Consider the following 21,069-nt stretch of genomic DNA (forward strand, 5'->3'; position numbering starts at 1 on the left):
CGTGCGGTGGGGTGGACCTGCCGTGCAGTCGTCCAGTGCCAATACAGGCAAGGAGCCCGCTCAAGTGTCCGTCTTCGACAAGATCCTGCGCGCCGGCGAAGGCAAGATCCTTCGCAAGCTGCAGCGGATTGCTGCCCAGGTCAACTCCATCGAAGAGGACTTCGTCAACCTCACGGACGCCGAGCTGCGCGCGCTGACCGACGAGTACAAGCAGCGGCTCGTCGACGGCGAGTCCCTGGACGACATCCTCCCCGAGGCGTTCGCCACCGTCCGCGAGGCGGCCCGACGCGTGCTCGGCCAGCGCCACTACGACGTCCAGATCATGGGCGGCGCCGCGCTGCACCTCGGCTACGTCGCCGAGATGCGCACCGGTGAGGGCAAGACCCTCGTCGGCACGCTCCCGACGTACCTCAACGCGCTCACCGGCAAGGGCGTGCACCTGATCACCGTCAACGACTACCTCGCCGAGCGCGACTCGGAGTGGATGGGCCGGGTGCACCGCTTCCTGGGCCTCGAAGTCGGCGTGATCCTGGGCAACATGACGCCCGCCGAGCGCAAGCGCCAGTACGGGATGGACATCACGTACGGCACCAACAACGAGTTCGGCTTCGACTACCTGCGCGACAACATGGCCTGGTCGCAGGACGAACTGGTCCAGCGCGGCCACAACTTCGCGGTCGTCGACGAGGTCGACTCGATCCTCATCGACGAGGCCCGTACCCCGCTGATCATCTCCGGCCCGGCCGACCAGGCGACCAAGTGGTACGCCGACTTCGCCAAGCTGGTGCAGCGCCTCAAGATCGACCGCGACTACGAGGTCGACGAGAAGAAGCGCACCGTCGGCGTGCTGGAGGAGGGTGTCTCCCGGGTCGAGGACTACCTGGGCATCGACAACCTCTACGAGTCGGTGAACACCCCGCTGGTCGGCTTCCTGAACAACGCCATCAAGGCGAAGGAGCTGTACAAGGCGGACAAGGACTACGTCGTGATGAACGGCGAGGTCATGATCGTCGACGAGCACACCGGCCGCATCCTGGCCGGCCGCCGCTACAACGAGGGCATGCACCAGGCGATCGAGGCCAAGGAGGGGGTGGAGGTCCAGAACGAGAACCAGACGCTGGCCACCATCACCCTGCAGAACTTCTTCCGCCTGTACGACAAGCTGTCCGGCATGACCGGTACCGGTACGACCGAGGCCGCGGAGTTCCACCAGATCTACAAGCTCGGCGTGGTGCCGATCCCGACCAACAAGACGCCGCTGCGCATCGACCAGCCCGACCTGATCTACAAGTCGGAGCCGGCCAAGTTCGCCGCCGTGGTCGAGGACATCGCCGAGAAGCACGAGAAGGGCCAGCCGGTGCTGGTCGGCACCGTGTCGGTGGAGAAGTCCGAGTACCTGTCGCAGGAGCTGCGCAAGCGCGGCATCCCGCACGAGGTGCTGAACGCCAAGCACCACGAGCGCGAGGCGCAGATCGTCGCGCAGGCCGGCCGCAAGGGCGCCGTCACCGTCGCCACCAACATGGCCGGCCGTGGCACCGACATCATGCTCGGCGGCAACTCCGACCACCTCGCGGCGGCCGAGCTGGCGCAGCGCGGGCTCACCCCGACCGAGACGCCGGAGGAGTACGAGGCCGAGTTCCCGGCCGCGCTGGAGAAGGCCAAGACCTCCGTCAAGGCCGAGCAGGACGAGGTCAAGGAGGCCGGCGGCCTCTACGTCCTCGGCACCGAGCGGCACGAGTCCCGCCGGATCGACAACCAGCTGCGCGGCCGCTCCGGCCGTCAGGGCGACCCGGGCGAGTCCCGCTTCTACCTGTCGCTCGGCGACGACCTGATGCGCCTGTTCAAGGCCGGCATGGTCGAGCGCGTGCTGTCGATGGCCAACGTGCCCGAGGACGTGCCGATCGAGTCCAAGATGGTCACCCGGGCCATCGCCTCGGCGCAGACCCAGGTCGAGCAGCAGAACTTCGAGATCCGCAAGAACGTCCTCAAGTACGACGAGGTCCTGAACCGCCAGCGCGAGGTCATCTACGGCGAGCGCCGCCGCGTCCTGGAGGGCGAGGACCTGCAGGAGCAGGTCGGCCACTTCATGGACGACACCGTCGAGGCGTACGTCAAGGCCGCCACCGGCGAGGGCTTCGAGGACGACTGGGACCTCGACAAGCTGTGGTCCGCGCTCAAGCAGCTCTACCCGCTCACCCTGGAGCTGGAGGAGCTGGAGGAGGGGGCCGGCGGCACCGCCGGGCTGACCCCGGAGTTCCTCACCAAGGTCATCCAGGAGGACATCCAGGGGCAGTACGGCGCCCGCGAGGACCAGCTCGGCGCCGAGATCATGCGTGAGCTGGAGCGCCGGGTCGTCCTCTCGGTGCTGGACCGCCGCTGGCGCGAGCACCTCTACGAGATGGACTACCTCCAGGAGGGCATCGGCCTGCGCGCCATGGCGCAGCGCGACCCGCTGGTCGAGTACCAGCGCGAGGGCTTCGACATGTTCACCGCCATGATGGAGGGCATCAAGGAGGAGTCCGTCGGCTACCTGTTCAACCTGGAGGTCCAGGTCGAGCAGCAGGTCGAGGAGGTGCCGGTCGAGGACGCCGAGGTGCTGCTCGACAAGCTGGAGAAGGACGCCGCCCGCCCGGAGATCAAGGCCAAGGGCCTGGAGGCCCCGAAGCCGCAGCGCCTGCACTACACGGCCCCCTCGGACGAGGTCGGTGGCGGCGTCGTCGAGGGCGACTTCGAGGACCTCGGGGCGGAGGACGAGGGCGACGGGCTGACCCGCGCCGAGCGCCGCAAGGCCGCCAAGTCCGCCAAGGGCCGCCGCCGCAAGGCCTGAGCACCCGGCCGCCGGCCCACCAGGGCGCCGCTCCCGTACGGGGGTGGCGCCCTGCGGCGTTCCCGGGGGCGCCTGCGCGGGCGTCCGGGCGCTCACCGGGCCTCCACGGCGGTGCACTGCCACTGCCCGGCCGGTCCGCGCTGCTCCAGCCGGAACGCCACCATGTGGTGTCGGCGGCCGAGGTCGACCCGTACGCACGCCTCGACCGCGTCGGGGGAGGGCGAGCGGTCGTGCACCGGGCCCAGCCGGGGTCGGTCGGCCGTCCCGCCGCGCCGCAGCGTGCCGCAGCGGACCAGTGCGGCGAGCTGGCCGTAGCCGTCCAGGGTGGTGTGGCGCATCAGCTGGCCGGACGGCCGGGCGCCGGTGAGCACCTCGACCAGCTGGTGCGCGAAGCGGGTGGTCAGCCCGGTGCGCGGGTCCGGTCCCGGCGCGGCGGTGCAGGCGGCGCGGGGGTGCCGCGGCCCCCGGTCGGCCGGCGGGTGGTGTCCGGTGCGGGCGGTGCCCGCGACGGGCCGGCCCGGGGCCCGGACGCGGTGCGGGTGGGGCTGGGCGAGTCCGGGCCGGGCGCTCGGGCCGTGGGTCATGGCGGGCTCCTCGAAGGTGTGGCCGGTGCGGTCGGGTCCTTGGTAGCGGTGGTTCGCGCGGGGCGGCAATCGGGTTGGCGGCCGGTTGGCGGGTGGTCCGGGGGTTCACCTATCCGGGTGAACCGCCCAGTGCGGGGGCGGGTCGTCGGCCCGGCCCGAGGGGCGCCCGGTTGACGTCTGCGGACGGGCCCTGCGGTCCGAAAGGGGACGGACCGGTGCGTCGGTCCGGGTGGCGGCGGTCCGGCGCGGCGTTGCGCCCGCCCGGGGTCGGCGCGCAGGATCGGAGCCGGACCGGGGCACCCCCCGGGGAGCAGCACGCGCAGGCGCCGACAGCAGCGCCCGAGGACGACAGGCGGCCGGCGATGGCGACACAGGTTTCGACGGGCGGGGGCAGTGCGGCGCCGCCCGCCGCGGGCGCGCCCCGGCGCGGCCTGGTCCTGGGCGGCGGCGGGATGCTGGGCGCGGCCTGGACGGTCGGCGCGCTGTGCGCCGTCGAGGAGGCGGTCGGCTGGCAGCCGGGCCGCGCCGAGGTGGTCCTTGGGACGTCGGCGGGCGCGATCCTCGGCGCGATGCTGGCCGGCGGGGTGCGCGCCGAGCAGCTGCGCGACCACCAGCGCGGCCTGCCGATCACCGACGGCCCGCTGGCCGGGGTGGAGTTCGACTACGACACGGCGGTCGGCGGCGCGCTGCCGCCGCGCCCGCGCGCCGGGATCGGCTCGCCGGGCCTGCTGCGGGACGCCGTCCGGCACCCGCGCGAGTACCCGCTGCTGACCATGGTGTCGGCGATGGCGCCGCACGGCCGGGGCTCGCTCGCACCGGTCGGCGAGCTGGTGCGAGGACTGTTCGACCCGGCCCCGGAGGAGGGCCCCTGGCAGGCCCTGCGGGTCGCGGCGGTGGACTACCGCAGCGGCCACCGGGTGGTCTTCGGGGACCCGGGCGCACCGCCCGCCTCGGTCCCCGAGGCGGTGATGGCCTCCTGCGCGATCCCCGGCTGGTTCGCGCCGGTGCGGGTGGACGGCTCCGCGTACGTGGACGGCGGCTGCTGGTCGGCCACCAACGCGGACCTGATGCTCGGGCGCGGCCTGGACGAGGTGTACGTCCTCGCCCCGATGGCGCTGCGGCTGCAGCCGCGTGGCCGGGCCGGGGCGCCCGAGCCGCCCGCGGGCCCCGGCCGGGGCACCCTGGCGGCGCTGCGCGAGTGGCGCGCCCGGGACCGCCCGCGCGGTGTGCTCGCCCAGCTGGTCAGCCGCTACCGCCGGGCGGTGACCAGGCAGCTGCTGCGCGAGGCCCGGCTGCTGCGGGAGAGCGGCGTCCGGGTGCACCTGCTCGCGCCGACCCTGGAGGACCTGGCGGCGATGGGTCCGAACCTGATGGACCCGGCCCGTCGGGGCGCGGTGCTGGAGAGCGCGCTGCGCACCAGCCGGGCCGCCCTGGACGGCGCCCGGCGGCCCGGGGCGGCGGCCGGGCCGGGGTGAGCGGTGAGCAGGTGATCACGGGTGGCGTTCCGGCGCTTATTCTGGGGGCGCTGGAAGCCTGTGCCGCTGGACGAACCGGAGAGTGCCACCGATGCGCGTGTACGTGCCCACCACCCTGAACGGCCTGGCGGCGGCGCACCCGGGCGGTGCCCTGGAGCAGTCGGCGGCCTACGCCGTGACCCCCGCACTGCGCGAGTGGTACGTCAGCGACGACCTGGAGGAGCTGGAGTACGCGGCGCTGAACCGGGCCGCCCAGTCCTCGCTGCGGCTGCTGGCCGCCGACCCGGACGCGCCGCGCCGCCGGGTCGTGGTGGCGCTGGACGTCGCCGACTCGGCCGTGCAGCCGTTCCCCGGCGACGAGTACCAGGACCAGGCCTCGCTCGGCCGGGTGGTGCTGGCCGGCCCGGTGCGGCTGGCGAAGGCGGCGGCGGTGCACGCCGACGTGGCCGATCAGGACGTCGTCGAGGACGTCGCGGCGGCGGTGGCGGCCGTCGGGGCGGCCGACGCGGGCGACCAGGACGCGCAGTTCGCCGTGGACGGCGCCGAGGACCACGACCTGCTGTGGTTCGCGACCCAGGAGATCCCCGCCCTGCTGGCCTGAGCCCGGGCCGGGCGCGGGTCCTGCCGGGGCCCTGTCGGGAGCCTGGCGGGCTCCGGCGGGGTCGCGTGGCGGGTCCCTGGTGGGTCCCGTGGCGAGCCCCTGGTGAGCCCCGTCCTACCGCCCTGTCGGTGGCCGGGGTTACCGTTCCCTGCGTGCGCACTCATATCGTCTGGGACTGGAACGGCACGCTCTTCCATGACATGGAGGCGGTGCTCGGAGCGAGCAACGCCGCGTTCGCGACCGTCGGCATCGGGCCGATGACCATGCAGGAGTACCGCGAGCAGTACGAGATCCCGATCCCCCGCTTCTACCAGCGGCTGCTCGGCCGGATGCCCTCCGAGGCCGAGTGGCTGCGGCTGGACGACGCGTTCCACGACCGCTACGTCGAGCTGAGCGTCGCCTGCGGGCTGACCGACGGCGCGCCGCAGCTGCTGAGCGGCTGGCAGCAGGCCGGGCACAGCCAGTCGCTGCTGTCGATGTACGAGCACGCGAAGCTGCTGCCGGTGGTCGAGGCGTTCGGCCTGACCTCGCACTTCCTGCGGGTGGACGGCCGCAGCGGGCCGTCCGGCGGCCAGAAGGCGGAGCACCTGGCCAGGCACCTGGCCGCCCTCGGCGAGCATGTGGACCCGGCCCGGACGGTGCTGATCGGCGACGCCGCGGACGACGCGCTGGCGGCGCTGGCCGCGGGCGCGCACGCCGTGCTGTACACCGGCGGCTCGCACAGCCGGGAGAAGCTGGAGCCCGTCGGCGTCCCCGTGGTGGACAGCCTGGCGGAGGCGGTGGAGCTGGCCGGCCGACTGGCCGGCTGAGCCGCGGGGCCGCGCGGGCGTGGTGCGAACCACGTCCGGTGATGGCGTGTCAGAGCGGAGGAACCGGTCCGCCCCTCGTCAGTCTGGATTGACACCAGCCAGTACGACGAGCGGGGAGCCGCCATGCCCATCGACGCAGTCACCCAGGTCCCGAACCCGAGCAACGAGCCGGTGCACGGCTACGCGCCGGGCAGCCCCGAGCGGGTCCGGCTGGTGCGGAGGCTGGACGAGCTCGCCGCCGAGCAGATCCCGCTGCCGATGACCATCGCCGGCGAGCAGCGCTTCGGCGGCGGCGAGCGGATCGACGTCGTCCAGCCGCACCACCACGCGGCCCGGCTCGGCGTGCTCGGCAACGCCACCCGGGAGGACGCCCGGCTCGCGGTGGACGCGGCGCTCGCCGCCGGGCGGGAGTGGCGCTCGCTCTCCTTCGACGACCGGGCGGCGGTCTTCCTGCGGGCCGCCGACCTGCTCGCCGGACCCTGGCGGGAGACGCTCAACGCGGCCACCATGCTGGGCCAGTCGAAGACCGCGCAGCAGGCCGAGATCGACTCCGCCTGCGAGCTGATCGACTTCTGGCGGTGGAACATGCACTTCGCCCGGCAGATCCTGGCCGACCAGCCGGTCTCCTCGCCGGGGGTGTGGAACCGCACCGACCACCGCCCGCTGGAGGGCTTCGTCTACGCGGTCACCCCGTTCAACTTCACCGCCATCGCCGGCAACCTGCCGACCGCCCCCGCCCTGATGGGCAACACCGTGGTCTGGAAGCCCGCCCCGACCCAGACGCTGGCCGCGTACTACCTGATGCGGCTGCTGGAGGCCGCCGGACTGCCGCCCGGGGTGATCAACATGGTGACCGGCGACGGGCTGCAGGTCTCCCCGGTGGCGCTCGCCGACCCGGCCCTGGCCGGCCTGCACTTCACCGGCTCCACCGCGACCTTCCAGTCGCTCTGGCAGAGCATCGGCGCCGCCATCGGCTCCTACCGGACGTACCCGCGGATCGTCGGCGAGACCGGCGGCAAGGACTTCCTGCTCGCCCACCGCTCGGCCGACCCGGAGATCCTGCGGACCGCGCTGATCCGGGGCGCCTTCGAGTACCAGGGCCAGAAGTGCTCGGCGCTCTCCCGCGCCTACCTGCCGCGCAGCCTCTGGCAGAAGATCAAGGACGACTTCCTGGCCGAGGTGGACGCGCTGGCCGTCGGCGATGTCACCGACCTGTCCAACTTCATGGGCGCGCTGATCGACCGGCGGGCCTTCGAGAAGAACCGCGACGCGATCGAGCGGGCCAAGGCCGACCCGACGGTGGAGCTGGCGGCCGGCGGCCAGTACGACGACGCGATCGGCTGGTTCGTCCGCCCGACCGTGCTGGTCTCCTCCGACCACCGCAACGAGATGTTCCGCACCGAGTACTTCGGGCCGATCCTCGCCGTGCACGTCTACGAGGACAGCCGCTGGGACGACGTGCTCGGCCGGGTCGACTCCGGCGCGCCGTACGGTCTGACCGGAGCGGTGATCGCCCAGGACCGCTACGCGATCGCCCGGGCGCTGGAGGCCCTGCGCTTCACCGCGGGCAACTTCTACATCAACGACAAGCCGACCGGCGCGGTGGTCGGCCAGCAGCCCTTCGGCGGCGGCCGGGCCTCCGGGACCAACGACAAGGCGGGCGCCGCGCAGAACCTGCTCCGGTGGACCTCGGCCCGCTCGATCAAGGAGACCTTCGTGCCTCCGACCGGTCACACTTACCCCCACATGGGCTGAAGCACCAGGGGATTCGGCTGATGGCGCAAACCGCGAGGTGGATTGGACATCGTGTCCAGGACGGACGGATCTTCCTGCGGGTTTGCGCCTCCCTGTCCCCTGACACCTTCGATTGATCCCGTTAGGCTGGCTGGCGTCGTCGGGTGGCTCCGCAGACCGAACGTCTCGTCCTACCCGCTGTAGAGGTGTTTCATGCGTGCCATGGAAGCCTTTCAGCCGGTCGGTCGGGCAGGATTGCGGTAGACCCGGCGGTGTACACCCACACACCACCGAGTCACGCAACGGCGCGCGACAGGAGCCAAGAAGTCATGCAGACCAAGCTGGACGCAGCCAAGGCCGAGCTGCTCAAGAAGGCAGCAGCAGCCGCTGAGAACAGCCAGGTGGGGGGAGCGGCGCCGGGGGAGGGTCTGAGCAACGGCGCTCTGACCGCGTACCTGCACCACTACTACCTCCACACCGCGCCCGAGGACCTGGTCGACCGCGACGCGGTCGACGTGTACGGCGCGGCCGCCTCCCACTACCGGCTCGGCCTCAAGCGCCCGCAGGGCACCGCCGAGGTCCGGGTGTACACCCCGTCGGTGGAGGAGAACGGCTGGTCCTGCGGCCACACCGTGGTCGAGGTCGTCACCGACGACATGCCCTTCCTGGTCGACTCGGTCACCAACGAGCTGTCCCGCCAGGACCGCGCGATCCACGTCGTGATCCACCCCCAGCTGGTCGTCCGCCGTGACATCACCGGCAAGCTGCTGGAGATCCTGGACATCGACGCCTGCGCCCGCAGCCAGGCGGCCGGCGCCGAGTGGCCCGCCGACGCCGTCGTCGAGTCGTGGATGCACGTCGAGATCGACCGCGAGACCGACCGCGAGGACCTCCGCTCGATCGAGGCCGACCTGCGCCGGGTCCTGGGCGACGTCCGCGAGGTCGTCGAGGACTGGTCGAAGATGCGCGACTCCGCCCTGCGCCTGGCCGACGAGCTCGCCGAGCAGCCCCCGGCCCACCTGCCCGAGCAGGAGGTCGGCGAGGCCTGGGAGCTGATGCGCTGGCTCGCCGACGACAAGTTCACCTTCCTCGGCTACCGCGAGTACGACCTGGTCGAGCACGAGGGCGAGGAGGTCCTGAAGGCGGTGGCCGGCACCGGCCTCGGCATCCTGCGCTCCGACCCGCTCAGCCACGACGACGACCACCACCCGGTGAGCGAGGCCTTCGGCCGGCTCTCCGCGCCGGTGCGCGCCAAGGCCCACGAGAAGAAGCTGCTCGTCCTCACCAAGGCGAACAGCCGCTCCACCGTGCACCGCCCGGCCTACCTCGACTACGTCGGCGTGAAGAAGTTCGACGCCAACGGCGAGGTCGTCGGCGAGCGCCGCTTCCTCGGCCTGTTCTCCGCCGCCGCCTACACCGAGTCGGTCAGCCGCATCCCGGTGGTGCGCCGCAAGGTCCAGGACGTCATCGCCAGCTCCGGCTTCTCCACCGAGAGCCACGACGGACGCGACCTGCTGCAGATCCTGGAGACCTTCCCCCGGGACGAGATCTTCCAGACCCCGGCCACCGAGCTGCTCCAGATCGCCACCAGCGTGCTCTACCTCCAGGAGCGCCGCCGGCTGCGGCTGTTCCTGCGCCAGGACGAGTACGGGCGCTACTTCTCGGTGCTGATCTACCTGCCGCGCGACCGCTACACCACCCGCATCCGGCTGCGCCTGATGGACATCCTGATGCAGGAGCTCAACGGCGCCTCCATCGACTACACGGTCTGGTCGACGGAGTCCGTCCTGACCCGACTGCACTTCGTCGTCCGGGTCACCCCCGGCAGCGAGCTGCCGCACCTGACGGACGCCGAGGTCGAGCGGATCGAGGGCAAGCTCGCCGAGGCCGCCCGGTTCTGGATGGACGGCTTCAACGACCAGCTGCACCTGGAACTGGGCGAGGAGCGGGCCGCCGAGCTGTCCCGCAAGTACGCGAACGCCTTCCCCGACGGCTACCGCGCCGACTTCACCGCGCGCGCCGCCGTCGCCGACCTCAAGCAGATCGAGGCGCTGCACGGCGAGGGCGACTTCCGCCTGAACCTGTACCAGCCGGTCGGCGCGGGCGACGACGAGCGCCGCTTCAAGATCTACCGGGTCGGCGGCCCGATCTCGCTCACCGAGGTCCTGCCGGTCCTCCAGCGCCTGGGCGTCGAGGTGCTCGACGAGCACCCGTACGCGCTGACCCGCTCGGACCAGACCACCGCCTGGGTCTACGACTTCGGCCTGCGGCTGCGCGAGGCCGTCGAGCTGACCGACGAGGCGCGCGAGCGCTTCCAGGAGACCTTCGCCGCCACCTGGACCGGCAAGGCCGAGAACGACGGCTTCAACGAGCTGGTGCTGACCGCCGGGCTGACCTGGCGCCAGGCGATGATGCTGCGCGCGTACGCCAAGTACCTGCGCCAGGCCGGCTCCACGTTCTCCCAGGACTACATGGAGGACGCGCTCCGCAACAACACCCACACCACCCGCCTGCTGGTGAACCTCTTCGAGGCCCGGCTGAGCCCCAGCCACCAGCTGGGTGCCGCCGAGCTGACCGAGGGCATCGTCGAGGAGCTGTCCGGCGCCCTGGACGAGGTCGTCTCGCTGGACGAGGACCGCATCCTGCGCTCCTTCCTGCACCTCATCAAGGCCACCCTGCGGACGAACTACTTCCAGCACGCGGCCGACGGCGAGTGGCACTCCTACGTGTCGGTGAAGTTCGACCCGAAGGCCATCCCGGACCTGCCGGCCCCGCGCCCGGCGTTCGAGATCTGGGTGTACTCGCCGCAGGTCGAGGGCGTGCACCTGCGCTTCGGCAAGGTCGCCCGAGGCGGTCTGCGCTGGTCCGACCGCCGCGAGGACTTCCGCACCGAGATCCTCGGCCTGGTCAAGGCCCAGATGGTGAAGAACACCGTCATCGTCCCGGTCGGCGCCAAGGGCGGCTTCGTCGCCAAGCAGCTGCCGGACCCGTCGGTGGACCGTGACGCCTGGCTGGCCGAGGGCATCTCGTCCTACAAGACGTTCATCTCGGCGCTGCTGGACATCACCGACAACCTCAAGGGCGGCGAGGTCGTCCACCCGGCGGACGTGGTCCGCCACGACGAGGACGACACCTACCTGGTCGTCGCCGCCGACAAGGGCACCGCGACCTTCTCCGACATCGCCAACGGTGTCGCCGAGTCCTACGGCTTCTGGCTGGGCGACGCCTTCGCCTCCGGCGGCTCGGCCGGCTACGACCACAAGGGCATGGGCATCACCGCCCGCGGCGCCTGGGAGTCGGTCAAGCGCAACTTCCGCGAGCTGGGCCACGACACCCAGACCGAGGACTTCACCGTCGTCGGCATCGGCGACATGTCCGGTGACGTCTTCGGCAACGGCATGCTGCTCAGCGAGCACATCCGCCTGGTCGCCGCCTTCGACCACCGGCACATCTTCCTCGACCCGAACCCGGACGCGGCCACCTCCTTCGCCGAGCGCCGCCGCCTGTTCGACGTGCCGCGCAGCTCCTGGGACGACTACGACAAGTCGCTGATCTCGGCGGGCGGCGGCGTCTTCCCGCGCAGCGCCAAGTCCATCCAGCTCAGCTCGCAGGTCCGGGCCGTGCTGGGCATCGCGGAGTCCCGGCTCACCCCGGCCGAGCTGATGAAGGCCATCCTGCAGGCGCCCGTCGACCTGTTCTGGAACGGCGGCATCGGCACCTACATCAAGGCCTCGACCGAGACCAACGCCGAGGTCGGCGACAAGGCCAACGACGCGATCCGGGTCAGCGGCAACCAGGTCCGCGCCCGCGTCGTCGGCGAGGGCGGCAACCTCGGCTGCACCCAGCTCGGCCGCATCGAGTACGCCGGCACCGGCGGCCCCGAGGGCACCGGGGGCTGGATCAACACCGACGCCATCGACAACTCGGCCGGTGTGGACACCTCGGACCACGAGGTCAACATCAAGATCCTGCTCAACCAGGTCGTCGCCGACGGCGACATGACGGTCAAGCAGCGCAACGCCCTGCTCGCCGAGATGACCGACGAGGTCGGCCACCTGGTGCTGCGCAACAACTACGCGCAGAACGTGGTGCTGGCCAACGCGGTCGCCCAGGCCGTCAGCATGGTCAACGTCCACTCCCGGATGATCAACCGCCTGGAGCGCGACGGCCAGCTCGACCGGGCGCTGGAGTTCCTGCCCGCCGAGCGGCAGATCCGCGAGCGCCAGCAGAACGGGCGCGGCCTCTCGCAGCCCGAGCTGTCGGTGCTGCTCGCCTACACCAAGATCACCCTGGCCGACGAGCTGCTCGCCACCGAGCTGCCCGACGACCCGTTCTTCCGCACCGCGCTGCACGAGTACTTCCCGAGCGCGCTGCGGGCCAGGTTCGCCGAGGCGATCGACAACCACGCGCTGCGCCGCGAGATCATCACCACGCTGATCGTCAACGACACGATCAACCGCGGTGGCTGCACCTTCGCCTTCCGGCTGAAGGAGGAGACCGGCGCCACGTACGAGGAGATCGCCCGGACGCACACCGCCGCCCGCGCCGTCTTCGGCCTGGAGGACATCTGGACCGAGATCGCGGCCCTGGACAACCAGGTCTCGGCCCGGGCCCAGACCAAGATGCGGCTGCACTCGCGCCGACTGGTCGAGCGCGCCACCCGGTGGATGCTCAACAACCGCCGCCAGCCGCTCGACATCGCCGCCACCATCGAGTTCTTCCACGACCGGGTCCACCAGGTCTGGGGCTCGCTGCCCAAGCCGCTGCGCGGCGAGGACCTGGCGTGGTTCGAGGCGGTCTACGCGGAGCTGGCCGAGGCCGGTGTCCCCGAGGCCCTGGCCACCCGGATCGCGGGTCTGTCCTCCACCTTCCCGACCCTGGACATCACCGAGGTCGCGGACCGGGGCGGCAAGGACGTCGCCGACGTCGCCGACCTGTACTACGACCTCGCCGACCGCCTGCAGATCACCCACCTGCTCGACCGCATCATCGAGCTGCCCCGCACCGACCGCTGGTCCTCGATGGCCCGCGCGGCCATCCGCGAGGACCTCTTCGCGGCCCACGCGGCGCTGACCGCGGACATCCTGGTCTGCGGCCCCGAGGGGGCCACGCCCGAGGAGCGCTACACCGCCTGGGCCGAGCTCAACGCCACCCTGCTGAACCGGGCGAAGAGCACCCTCGACGACATAAGGGGTTCGGACAACTACGAGCTGTCCAGCCTCTCCGTCGCGATGCGCGTCATCCGCACCCTGCTCCGCACGGGTTCGATGCGCTGACCGGCCGAGTGGGCAGGGGCGGGGCCGCGTCTTCGGACGCGGCCCCGCCGTCGTTTCCCCGGCCGCCCGGACCGGGGCGGCGGCGATCGGGAACCCGGGGGCGGCTGCGGACAGGTGGGGGTGTGGAGCTGTCGAGACGGGCCCGGGTACGGGCAGGGGACCAGCGGGCGTTCGGGGATCTGTTCGATGAGGAGGCCGGGGATCTGTACCGCTACGCCGTACGGGTGTCAGGGGACTGGGCGGTGGCGGAGGACGTCGTCCAGCTGACCTTCCTGGAGGCCTGGCGGCTGCGGGGGAAGCTGCGGGAGGGCGAGGAGGACCTGCGCCCCTGGCTGTTCGGGATCGCGGCCAACGTGCTGCGCAACACCACGCGGGCGGGCCGCCGGCACCGGGCGGCGATGGCCCGCCTGCCGGCCCGCGAGGTGGTGCCGGACTTCGCGGACGAGCTGGTCGGGCGGCTGGACGACAGCGCGCAACTCGCCGCGGCGCGGCGGGCGCTGACGAGGCTGCGGAAGGCCGAGCGGGAGGTGTTCACGCTCTGCGTCTGGGCCGGCCTGGACTACGCGAGCGCGGCCGAGGCGCTCGGGGTGCCGATCGGCACGGTGCGCTCACGGCTGTCCCGGGCCCGGACGCGGCTGCGCGGGCTGGCGGCGGAGGAACTGCGAAGAGGGCCGGAACCCGGTGGGGGCGGCGGACAGGTACGGGGTGGCCGCACGGAAGCGGTCCGGTCGATACGGGAGACGAACCGATGAACGAGAACGAGCGCGCGGACCTGGACCGGCTGCTGCCGGCGCCCGCGCGGCCGGAGCTCTCTGCCGACCGCCACCAGCTGTTGAGGGGACATCTGATGCGCGAGATCGCGGAGAAGCCGGTCAGGAACCGCCGGAGCAGGCTCGGCTGGGTGGCGCTGCCCGCCATGGCGGGCGGGCTGGCGCTGGCGGTGGTGCTGAGCAGTGGCGGCGGCGGCACCGCGCCGCAGCCGCCGAGCGCCGCCGCCCCCGCACCGCTGAACGCGGCGCCGGTCGGTGCGGTGCAGTTGCTGGACCGGGTGGCCGAGGTCGCCGCGGCCAAGCCGGTGCCGCAGGCCGGCAAGGGCAAGTTCGTCTACGTGGACAGCCTGGTGGCGTTCAGCGGGGTCAACCTGGCCACCGGCGAGGCGAGCGTGGACAAGCCGCACCGGCGGCAGATCTGGCTGGCGGTGGACGGCTCCGAGTGGGGCGTGCTGATCGAGGAGGGCAAGGGGCTGCCGTCCGGGGCCAAGGGCGGCAAGCAGCCCGGTGAGCCCGAGCCGCGCACCGACGGCGGGATCTGGCTGGGGCCGGCCACCAAGCCGAGCCTGAACTCTCCGACCTACCAGTACCTGGCCGGTCTGCCCACCGACGCGGAGGCGCTGATCAAGAAGATCTACGACGAGACGAAGGGCATGGGGCAGACCCCCGACCAGGAGGCCTTCGTGACCATCGGCGACCTGCTGCGCGAGCAGATCGCGCCGCCCGCGGTCAGTGCGGCGCTCTACCGGGCGGCGGCGAAGATCCCCGGCGTCACCACCGTCGACGATGTCGTGGACGCCTCCGGCCGGCACGGCGTCGCGGTCGCGAAGGAGGAGCCGTCCGGTGTCCGCACCGAGTGGATCTTCGATGCCAAGAGCTACGAGTTCCTGGGCGAGCGCCTGGTGGTGACCAAGGAGGGCAGCGAGTTCGGCAAGCCGGGCACGGTGGTCGGCCAGACGGCCGTCCTGGGCCGCGCCGTCGTGGACAAGGCCGGCGAGGCCTCGAAGGGCTGACCGGCGAGCAGGAAGGGGGCGGGGCCCGGCCGTGGCCGGGCCCCGCGCCTTCGCTACGGTTGCCCCCGGAACGAGGGGGTTGATCGACATGGCGAAGACGCGTGGAGCCGGTGTCGCACTGGCTGTGGCGCTGGTGGCGGCGGGTGCGGTGGCCTGCGGGCCCGGGGCGGGCGGTGCGGGGGCACAGTCGGCGGATGCCGCCACGGGTGCGGCTGCGCCTTCGGGTGCGCCCGCGGTTTCGGGTTCGGCTTCGGCGAGCGGCGGGCCGGAGGTGTTCGGGCCGGGCGGCTACCACGGGCTGACGCCGGAGATGGCCAAGGAGGCGGCACTGGCCTCCGGTGCGCTGGAGCCCGCCCCGGTGTCGCTGCTGGACGGCTGCGCGGACTTCGTCTACAAGGGCGGTCCGGCCCCGGACCAGGCCCGGATGGCCGCCGAGCAGGCGGCCGAGGCCAGGTTCAAGGAGCTCAAGGCCAGGATGGACGCGATCTCCGAGCGGGCGAAGACCGAGACGGTCCGCCCCGGTGCCTCGCCGCAGGAGCTGATCGCCGGTGCGCAGCGCACCCTGGCCGACCTCCAGGTGCTCAAGGAGGCGAACCAGGCCACCACCGACCTCGTCGCCGCGCGGGACGCGCGGACCAGGGCCCTGGCAGGCGTGGGCCGGGTCTCCTTCGGCGTGCACGGCCTGCGCGAGCTGGTCGCCCCGCCGCAGGCCCGGACGGCCGAGGGCATCGGTGTCGGGTCGACGCTGGCGGACCTCCAGCGGGCCTACCGGGACAAGGGCCTGGAGCTCGGCGCGAACGGCAGGTACCAGGTGCCGACCGCCGGCAAGCGGGTCTGGAACCTGGAGTTCACGATGGCGGGCTCGACGGTCGACGTCGTCGCGCTGATCAACCGCGGGATGGACTGCTCCTGAGCCCGGTGCGCCGGACGCCCGGGTGAACCCGGCCGCGGTCGGACGAACGGCCCCGGACCGACAACGTGTCGGTCCGGGGCCGTTCGTCCGTTCGCCGTGGCGCCGGTCAGCGTGCGGCGGCCCGTTGCAGCGCGCTGGCCAGCAGGGCCAGGTCCGTCGGGCCGTTGCCCAGTTCGCGGACGGGCCGGCGGGCCGGCGGGGCGCCGAGCTGGAGCGGGTCTATCGCGACGACCGTCGGCCGCAGCGTCGCCGTCCGGGGGATGCGGCCGCTGATCCGGGCCGTCTGGAAGGCGGTGACACCGCCGTCGGGGAGCCGGAGGTACCCGCGGCCGGGGGTGTCCTCGGCGAGGGCGGCGGCGTCGCCGAGGTGGATCAGCAGGTCGGAGTCGGCCGGGTCGTCGGTGCGCAGCGCGATCCGCAGCAGGGCGGCCTCGTCGACCTCGGTGCCGGCGGTCTCGTCCGGGCGGCCGGTGGCCACGGCGAGGTGGACGCCGAGCGGTCCGCCGCGGCGGGCGATCGCGGCCAGCGCGCGGGCGAGCGGCCGCCCGGCCGGGGAGTTCGGGGCGAGCAGGGCGTCGTAGTCGTCCACCACGACGACCAGCCGGGCGGGCACGGCGGGGGAGGGCGCGGCGGCGGGCCGGGGGCGGTCGCCGCTGCGGGGCTGGATGATCCGGGCCACGGGGGCCGGGCCGCCCGCCCCGACGACGGCGGGCACCGGGACGGCCGGCCGGTCGGCGTCCAGGCCGCGTCCGGACTCCAGGGCCCGCCCGGCGTCGAGGCGCCCGGTGTCGAGGCCGCGCTCGGAGCCCGCGCCGCGCTCCTCGTCGAGGATCCGCGCCGCGTGCCAGGAGGCGAAGTCCAGCCCGTCGAAGAGCCGCTCGCGCAGCGCCAGTTCGTCCTCCAGCGACTCGGCGGTGAGCAGCGCCTGCCGGGGGTCGGCCGCGGCGTTCACCAGAGCGGTGACGTGCGGCAGCTCGGTACAGCCGTCCAGGCCGCCGTCGCCGTCCGGGACGCGGCCCTCGACGATGGTGACGGTCAGCCGCTCGGGCCGCTCGGAGACGGCCAGCGAGGCGACCAGGGTGCGCAGCAGCTCGGTCTTGCCGGAGCCGCGCGCGCCGCCGATGAGCAGGTGCGGCCCGCCCGGGTCGGGGGAGGGCAGGGTGAGCTCGGGGTCGGCGAGGTCGAGCGTGCAGAGCTCGTCGCGGGTGGTGCCGAGCAGGGCGGTGGCGGCGCCGATGCCGCCGGCGTGGGCGTCCCAGCGGGCCGAGAGCTTCGCGGGGGTGACGGTGTCGAGCTGCAGCAGGTCGAGCAGGCGCAGGGCGTCGGGCAGCGGGCCGCGCGCGGCGGGGACGGCCTCGCGCAGGGGGGCGAGGACGCGGGCCAGCCGTTCGGCCCAGGCGTCGGAGACGGCGTCCAGCGACACCTCGTGGAGGGTCTCGCGGCCGCGGGCGACCGGCCGGTCGATGGAGAGCTGGGTGCCGACCTCGCCGGTGATCAGGGCGGTGGCGCCGAGGCCGCGAGGCAGCAGCTCGGGCTGCTCGGCGAGGCAGATCGGGAAGATGCCGACGGCGGGGCCCTGGCGCAGCAGCAGGTCGAGCGCCTGCCGGGCGGCCTCGCTGCGCGGCCGGCCGTCGACCACGACCACGGTGGCGGGGTGGCCGCCGAGGCCGGTCGGGCCGCTGAGCCGGGCGGTCAGCTCGGTGAGGCGGGCGGTGGCCTGCTCGTCGTCGAGGCCGAGCAGGAGCCGGCAGTCCTGGCCCTCGGCGGGGCGCAGGTGCGGCAGCCACAGGGCCCAGGCCCAGGTGTCGGCGCGGTCCTGGGCGGGGCGCGCCGGGTCGGCGTCGACCACGACCAGGCTGAGGCCGGTCGGCGGGTGCAGGGCGGCGAGCTGGGCGACGACGGCGCGGGCCAGGGCGTCGAGGCGCTCGCGCGGGCCGCTGAGGCCGAGGCTGCCGGCGGTCTGCAGGTCGAGGGTGACGGGGACGGCGGGCAGCACGGTGCCGGGGGAGGTGCCGGCGCCGCCGGGCCGGTCGGCGGTGCCCAGGCGCAGGGTGAGCGCGTCGGGGTGGCCGGGGCCGCGCTCCCAGAGGCGGGGGCCGGGGCCGAGGGCGTTCAGCAGCAGGGTGGCGAGGTCGGGCCAGCGTTCGCGCTGGGCGGCGGCCTGCCGGGTGCGGACGGCGGCGTGGTGGCGCTCGGCGCTGTCCTGGCCGTCCGGGGAGTCGGTGGCGCCGCGACCGAGGCGCAGCGAGAGCAGGCCGCGGCCGCGGCCGGCCGGCGGCTCGGGGGTGGCGGGCGGCTCGACCGCGGGCGGCGCGGGCCGGACGGCGGCGGGCGGGGCGAGCTGGAGGTGGCCGTGGCCGTCGGGCAGCGCCGTGCGGACGGGCGCCCCGGGGCCGCCCGCGAGGTCCGGCGGGCCGATCCGCAGGGTGGACTCGCCGATCCGCAGCAGGCCCCCGCCGTCGAGCGGGACGGCCTCCTCGGGCGGCCCGGCCGGGACGAAGCGGCCGTCGAGGGTGGTGCCGTTGGTGGAGCCGAGGTCGCGGACGGCGACCCGGCCGTCGGCGGTGAGGTGCAGTGCCAGGTGCAGCCGGGAGACGTCGGGGTCGTCCAGCGGGACGTCGGCCTCGCCGGAGCGCCCGACCCGGATCTCCCGGCCGTGCAGCCGGTGCACGCCGCCCGCGTCGGGGCCGCCGACCACGCGCAGCTCGGCGGCGGCCCGCCCGTCGTCCGGGTCGTCGGCCGTCGGGTCGGGCTCGTTGAGGCTCAGCACGGCGCCGTCGAGCAGCGGGGGGTGGCCGAGCAGGGTGTGCTCGTCCACCCGGTGCGCCCCGGCGTACAGGTGCACATGGGTGGCGGCCCGCGGGCCGCGCACGCCCACGGCGCCCGCGAGGGCGCCCGCGACGGAGCCGAGCGCGGTGCCGACGGGCGCGGTGACCAGGACGTCCACGTAGGGGATGGCGGAGCCGGCGGCTGCCGGGCCACTGCGCGGTCGGAGGACGGTCAGCCGGATCTGCATCTCGCCCGCGGTCCCTTCTGCTGGTGCTGTGGGGGTACCCCGGCCGGAGCCGGGGAGCTGGTGCCGCTGCCTCGTGCCGCTGCCGACGCCGCCGCGGGCAGCCGCGACGAGCTTGGGCCACAAGAGTGGCGACTGTCATCCTGCCATCCGTCACGGACAGTCCGCGCACGGTACCGGATTTGACGATCTTGCGATCATGGTCATGGTGGAGGCGACGGAGGGTCAGGTCAACCGCCGCCGGGCGACGGCTCGGCCCCGACCTCCGGGAAGACCCCTAGGGGACTTCCCCGGACCCGTCCGGATGCCCTCGCCGGTCGCCTCAAAAACCTGAACGGTCACCGTTAGAGTGGCCGGAACACGGGCCCGGCAGGCTCACCGCACCTGCGGAGGAGCGCCCCGCGCGGGCGGCACGGCGAGGAGTGCGACAGGTGCGGCCAGTCGGCAGCAAGTATCTGCTTGAGGAGACCCTCGGCCGGGGGGCCACCGGCACCGTCTGGCGCGGCCGGGTGCGTGCGGACGTCGCGGTGCCGGGCAGCGAGCCGGGGCAGTCGGTGGCGATCAAGGTGCTGCGCGAGGAGCTGGCAGCCGACCCGGACGTGGTGATGCGCTTCCTGCGGGAGCGCTCGCTGCTGCTGCGGCTGACCCACCCCAACATCGTCAAGGTCCGCGACCTGGTCGTCGAGGGCGAGCTGCTGGCGCTGGTGATGGACCTGATCGACGGCCCCGACCTGGCCCGCTACCTGCGCGGCAACGGCCCGTTCAGCCCGATCGCGGGCGCCCTGCTGATGGCCCAGGTCGCGGACGCGCTGGCGGCCAGCCACGCCGACGGCGTCGTCCACCGGGACCTCAAGCCGGCCAACGTCCTGCTCGCCTCCGTCCTGGTGGACGGCACCGAGCAGATGCACCCGATGCTGACCGACTTCGGCATCGCCCGGCTCGCCGACTCCCCGGGCATCACCCGCACCCACGAGTTCGTCGGCACCCCGGCGTACGTCGCGCCCGAGTCCGCCGAGGGCCGCCCGCAGACCTCCGCCGTGGACGTCTACGGCGCCGGGATCATGCTGTACGAGCTGGTCACCGGCCGGCAGCCGTTCCAGGGCGACGGCCCGCTGGCGATCCTCCAGGCGCACCTGGCCCAGGAGCCGCAGCGCCCGGCCAACCTGCCGGAGCCGCTCTGGACGGTGATCGAGCGCTGCCTGCGCAAGGACCCGGCGCAGCGGCCGAGCGCCGTCTCGCTGGCGCACGCGCTGCGGGTGGTCGCGGCGGGTGTCGGCGTGCACGCCGCCCCGGCGGCGGTCGATGCGGCGCTCGCGGTCGGAGCGCTGCTGCTGCCCGACCCGCAGCCGGCCGCCGTACCGGGCGCGGCCGCGGGCCTGCCCGGCACGCCGGGCACCGACGACCGGACCCAGGTGCTGCCGACCGGCGGCCAGGCCCCCGGGTACGACCCGGCCCAGTACGACCCGGCGGCCGCCACTCGGCTGATGGGCACCCAGCCCCCGCCGGCCCCGTACGGCGCGGCCGACCGCACCCAGGTGATGCCGCCGACCCCGCCCGGCCCGCCGGAGCCGGAGGCGCCGCACCCGTGGCAGACCCAGCTGCGGGCCGCCCGCGACCGCAACCAGCAGACCGAGATCGGCTACTTCGCCCCCGAGGACTTCGAGGCCCCGCCGGTCGCCCCGCCGCCGTACCAGGCGGGCGGCCGGGGTCGTCCGCAGGGCCCGCAGGGATACCCGCAGCAGCAGCCTCCGCAGGGCTACCAGCAGCAGCCCCCGCAGCGCGGCTACCAGCAGCAGCCCCCGCCGCCCGGCTACGCCCAGCGGCCGCCGGTGGCCCCGCCGCCGTACCAGGCCCCGCCCGGCGGCGGCCGCCCGCAGCCCCCCGGCGGCTACAACCAGCCCCCGCAGCGCGGCTACCAGCAGCAGGCGCCGCCGCCGGCGTACGGCGCGCCGCAGGGCCGCCCGGCCCAGCCGCAGGCCGGCCCGCAGGGCGGCTACCCGCCGCCGCCCGCGCCGCCCGCCGCCCAGCGCCTGGCTCGTAGACACAGCGGACGC

The 21,069-nt window shown here is 73.9% G+C and carries 12 protein-coding genes; 10 read left to right on the forward strand and 2 right to left on the reverse strand.

Going from position 1 to position 21,069, the window contains the following annotated elements; all coding sequences use genetic code 11:
* Positions 1 to 64: 64 nt before the first annotated feature.
* Positions 65 to 2,827, forward strand: coding sequence for a preprotein translocase subunit SecA (gene secA / locus ACFVVX_RS35810; RefSeq protein WP_387952061.1), 2,763 nt, complete (start codon positions 65 to 67; stop codon positions 2,825 to 2,827).
* 92 nt (positions 2,828 to 2,919) lie between these two features.
* Here secA and ACFVVX_RS35815 read toward each other — a convergent pair whose 3' ends face one another.
* Positions 2,920 to 3,411, reverse strand: a complete 492-nt coding sequence (locus tag ACFVVX_RS35815; protein WP_387952063.1) for an Rv3235 family protein — start codon at positions 3,409 to 3,411, stop codon at positions 2,920 to 2,922.
* A 362-nt stretch (positions 3,412 to 3,773) separates the two neighbouring features.
* Here ACFVVX_RS35815 and ACFVVX_RS35820 point away from each other — a divergent pair, with 362 nt between their 5' ends.
* The 8 genes from ACFVVX_RS35820 to ACFVVX_RS35855 all read left to right on the forward strand — a co-directional run bounded on the left by ACFVVX_RS35820 (position 3,774) and on the right by ACFVVX_RS35855 (position 16,002).
* Complete coding sequence (locus ACFVVX_RS35820; RefSeq protein ID WP_387952065.1) at positions 3,774 to 4,886, forward strand: patatin-like phospholipase family protein; 1,113 nt, start codon at positions 3,774 to 3,776, stop codon at positions 4,884 to 4,886.
* Between the two features lie 91 nt (positions 4,887 to 4,977).
* Positions 4,978 to 5,487, forward strand: coding sequence for a DUF6912 family protein (locus tag ACFVVX_RS35825; protein ID WP_387952067.1), 510 nt, complete (start codon positions 4,978 to 4,980; stop codon positions 5,485 to 5,487).
* Positions 5,488 to 5,639: 152 nt separating this feature from the next.
* Positions 5,640 to 6,296: an HAD family hydrolase gene (locus ACFVVX_RS35830; protein ID WP_387952068.1), complete on the forward strand. Its 657-nt coding sequence runs from the start codon at positions 5,640 to 5,642 to the stop codon at positions 6,294 to 6,296.
* Positions 6,297 to 6,425: 129 nt separating this feature from the next.
* A complete protein-coding gene (gene pruA / locus ACFVVX_RS35835) occupies positions 6,426 to 8,051 on the forward strand; it encodes an L-glutamate gamma-semialdehyde dehydrogenase (RefSeq protein WP_387952081.1) in 1,626 nt (541 codons plus the stop codon).
* 308 nt (positions 8,052 to 8,359) lie between these two features.
* Positions 8,360 to 13,306: an NAD-glutamate dehydrogenase gene (locus ACFVVX_RS35840; RefSeq protein WP_387952069.1), complete on the forward strand. Its 4,947-nt coding sequence runs from the start codon at positions 8,360 to 8,362 to the stop codon at positions 13,304 to 13,306.
* A gap of 122 nt (positions 13,307 to 13,428) precedes the next feature.
* Positions 13,429 to 14,058, forward strand: coding sequence for an RNA polymerase sigma factor (locus ACFVVX_RS35845; protein WP_387952070.1), 630 nt, complete (start codon positions 13,429 to 13,431; stop codon positions 14,056 to 14,058).
* The gene (locus tag ACFVVX_RS35850) at positions 14,055 to 15,089 is read left to right on the forward strand and encodes a CU044_5270 family protein (RefSeq protein ID WP_387952072.1); all 1,035 of its coding nucleotides are present in this window, start codon (positions 14,055 to 14,057) and stop codon (positions 15,087 to 15,089) included. Before ACFVVX_RS35845 ends, ACFVVX_RS35850 begins: the two co-directional genes overlap by 4 nt.
* Before the next feature lie 88 nt (positions 15,090 to 15,177).
* Positions 15,178 to 16,002: a hypothetical protein gene (locus tag ACFVVX_RS35855; protein WP_387952074.1), complete on the forward strand. Its 825-nt coding sequence runs from the start codon at positions 15,178 to 15,180 to the stop codon at positions 16,000 to 16,002.
* Between the two features lie 106 nt (positions 16,003 to 16,108).
* Here ACFVVX_RS35855 and ACFVVX_RS35860 read toward each other — a convergent pair whose 3' ends face one another.
* Positions 16,109 to 19,018, reverse strand: a complete 2,910-nt coding sequence (locus ACFVVX_RS35860; RefSeq protein WP_387952075.1) for an FtsK/SpoIIIE domain-containing protein — start codon at positions 19,016 to 19,018, stop codon at positions 16,109 to 16,111.
* Positions 19,019 to 19,446: 428 nt separating this feature from the next.
* On the opposite strand from ACFVVX_RS35860, the gene ACFVVX_RS35865 reads away from it, so the two are divergent.
* On the forward strand, positions 19,447 to 21,069 hold a 1,623-nt coding region (locus ACFVVX_RS35865; protein ID WP_387952077.1), incomplete at its 3' end, for a serine/threonine-protein kinase.

The organism is Kitasatospora sp. NPDC058170 (assembly GCF_042883905.1).
Lineage (GTDB): Bacteria > Actinomycetota > Actinomycetes > Streptomycetales > Streptomycetaceae > Kitasatospora.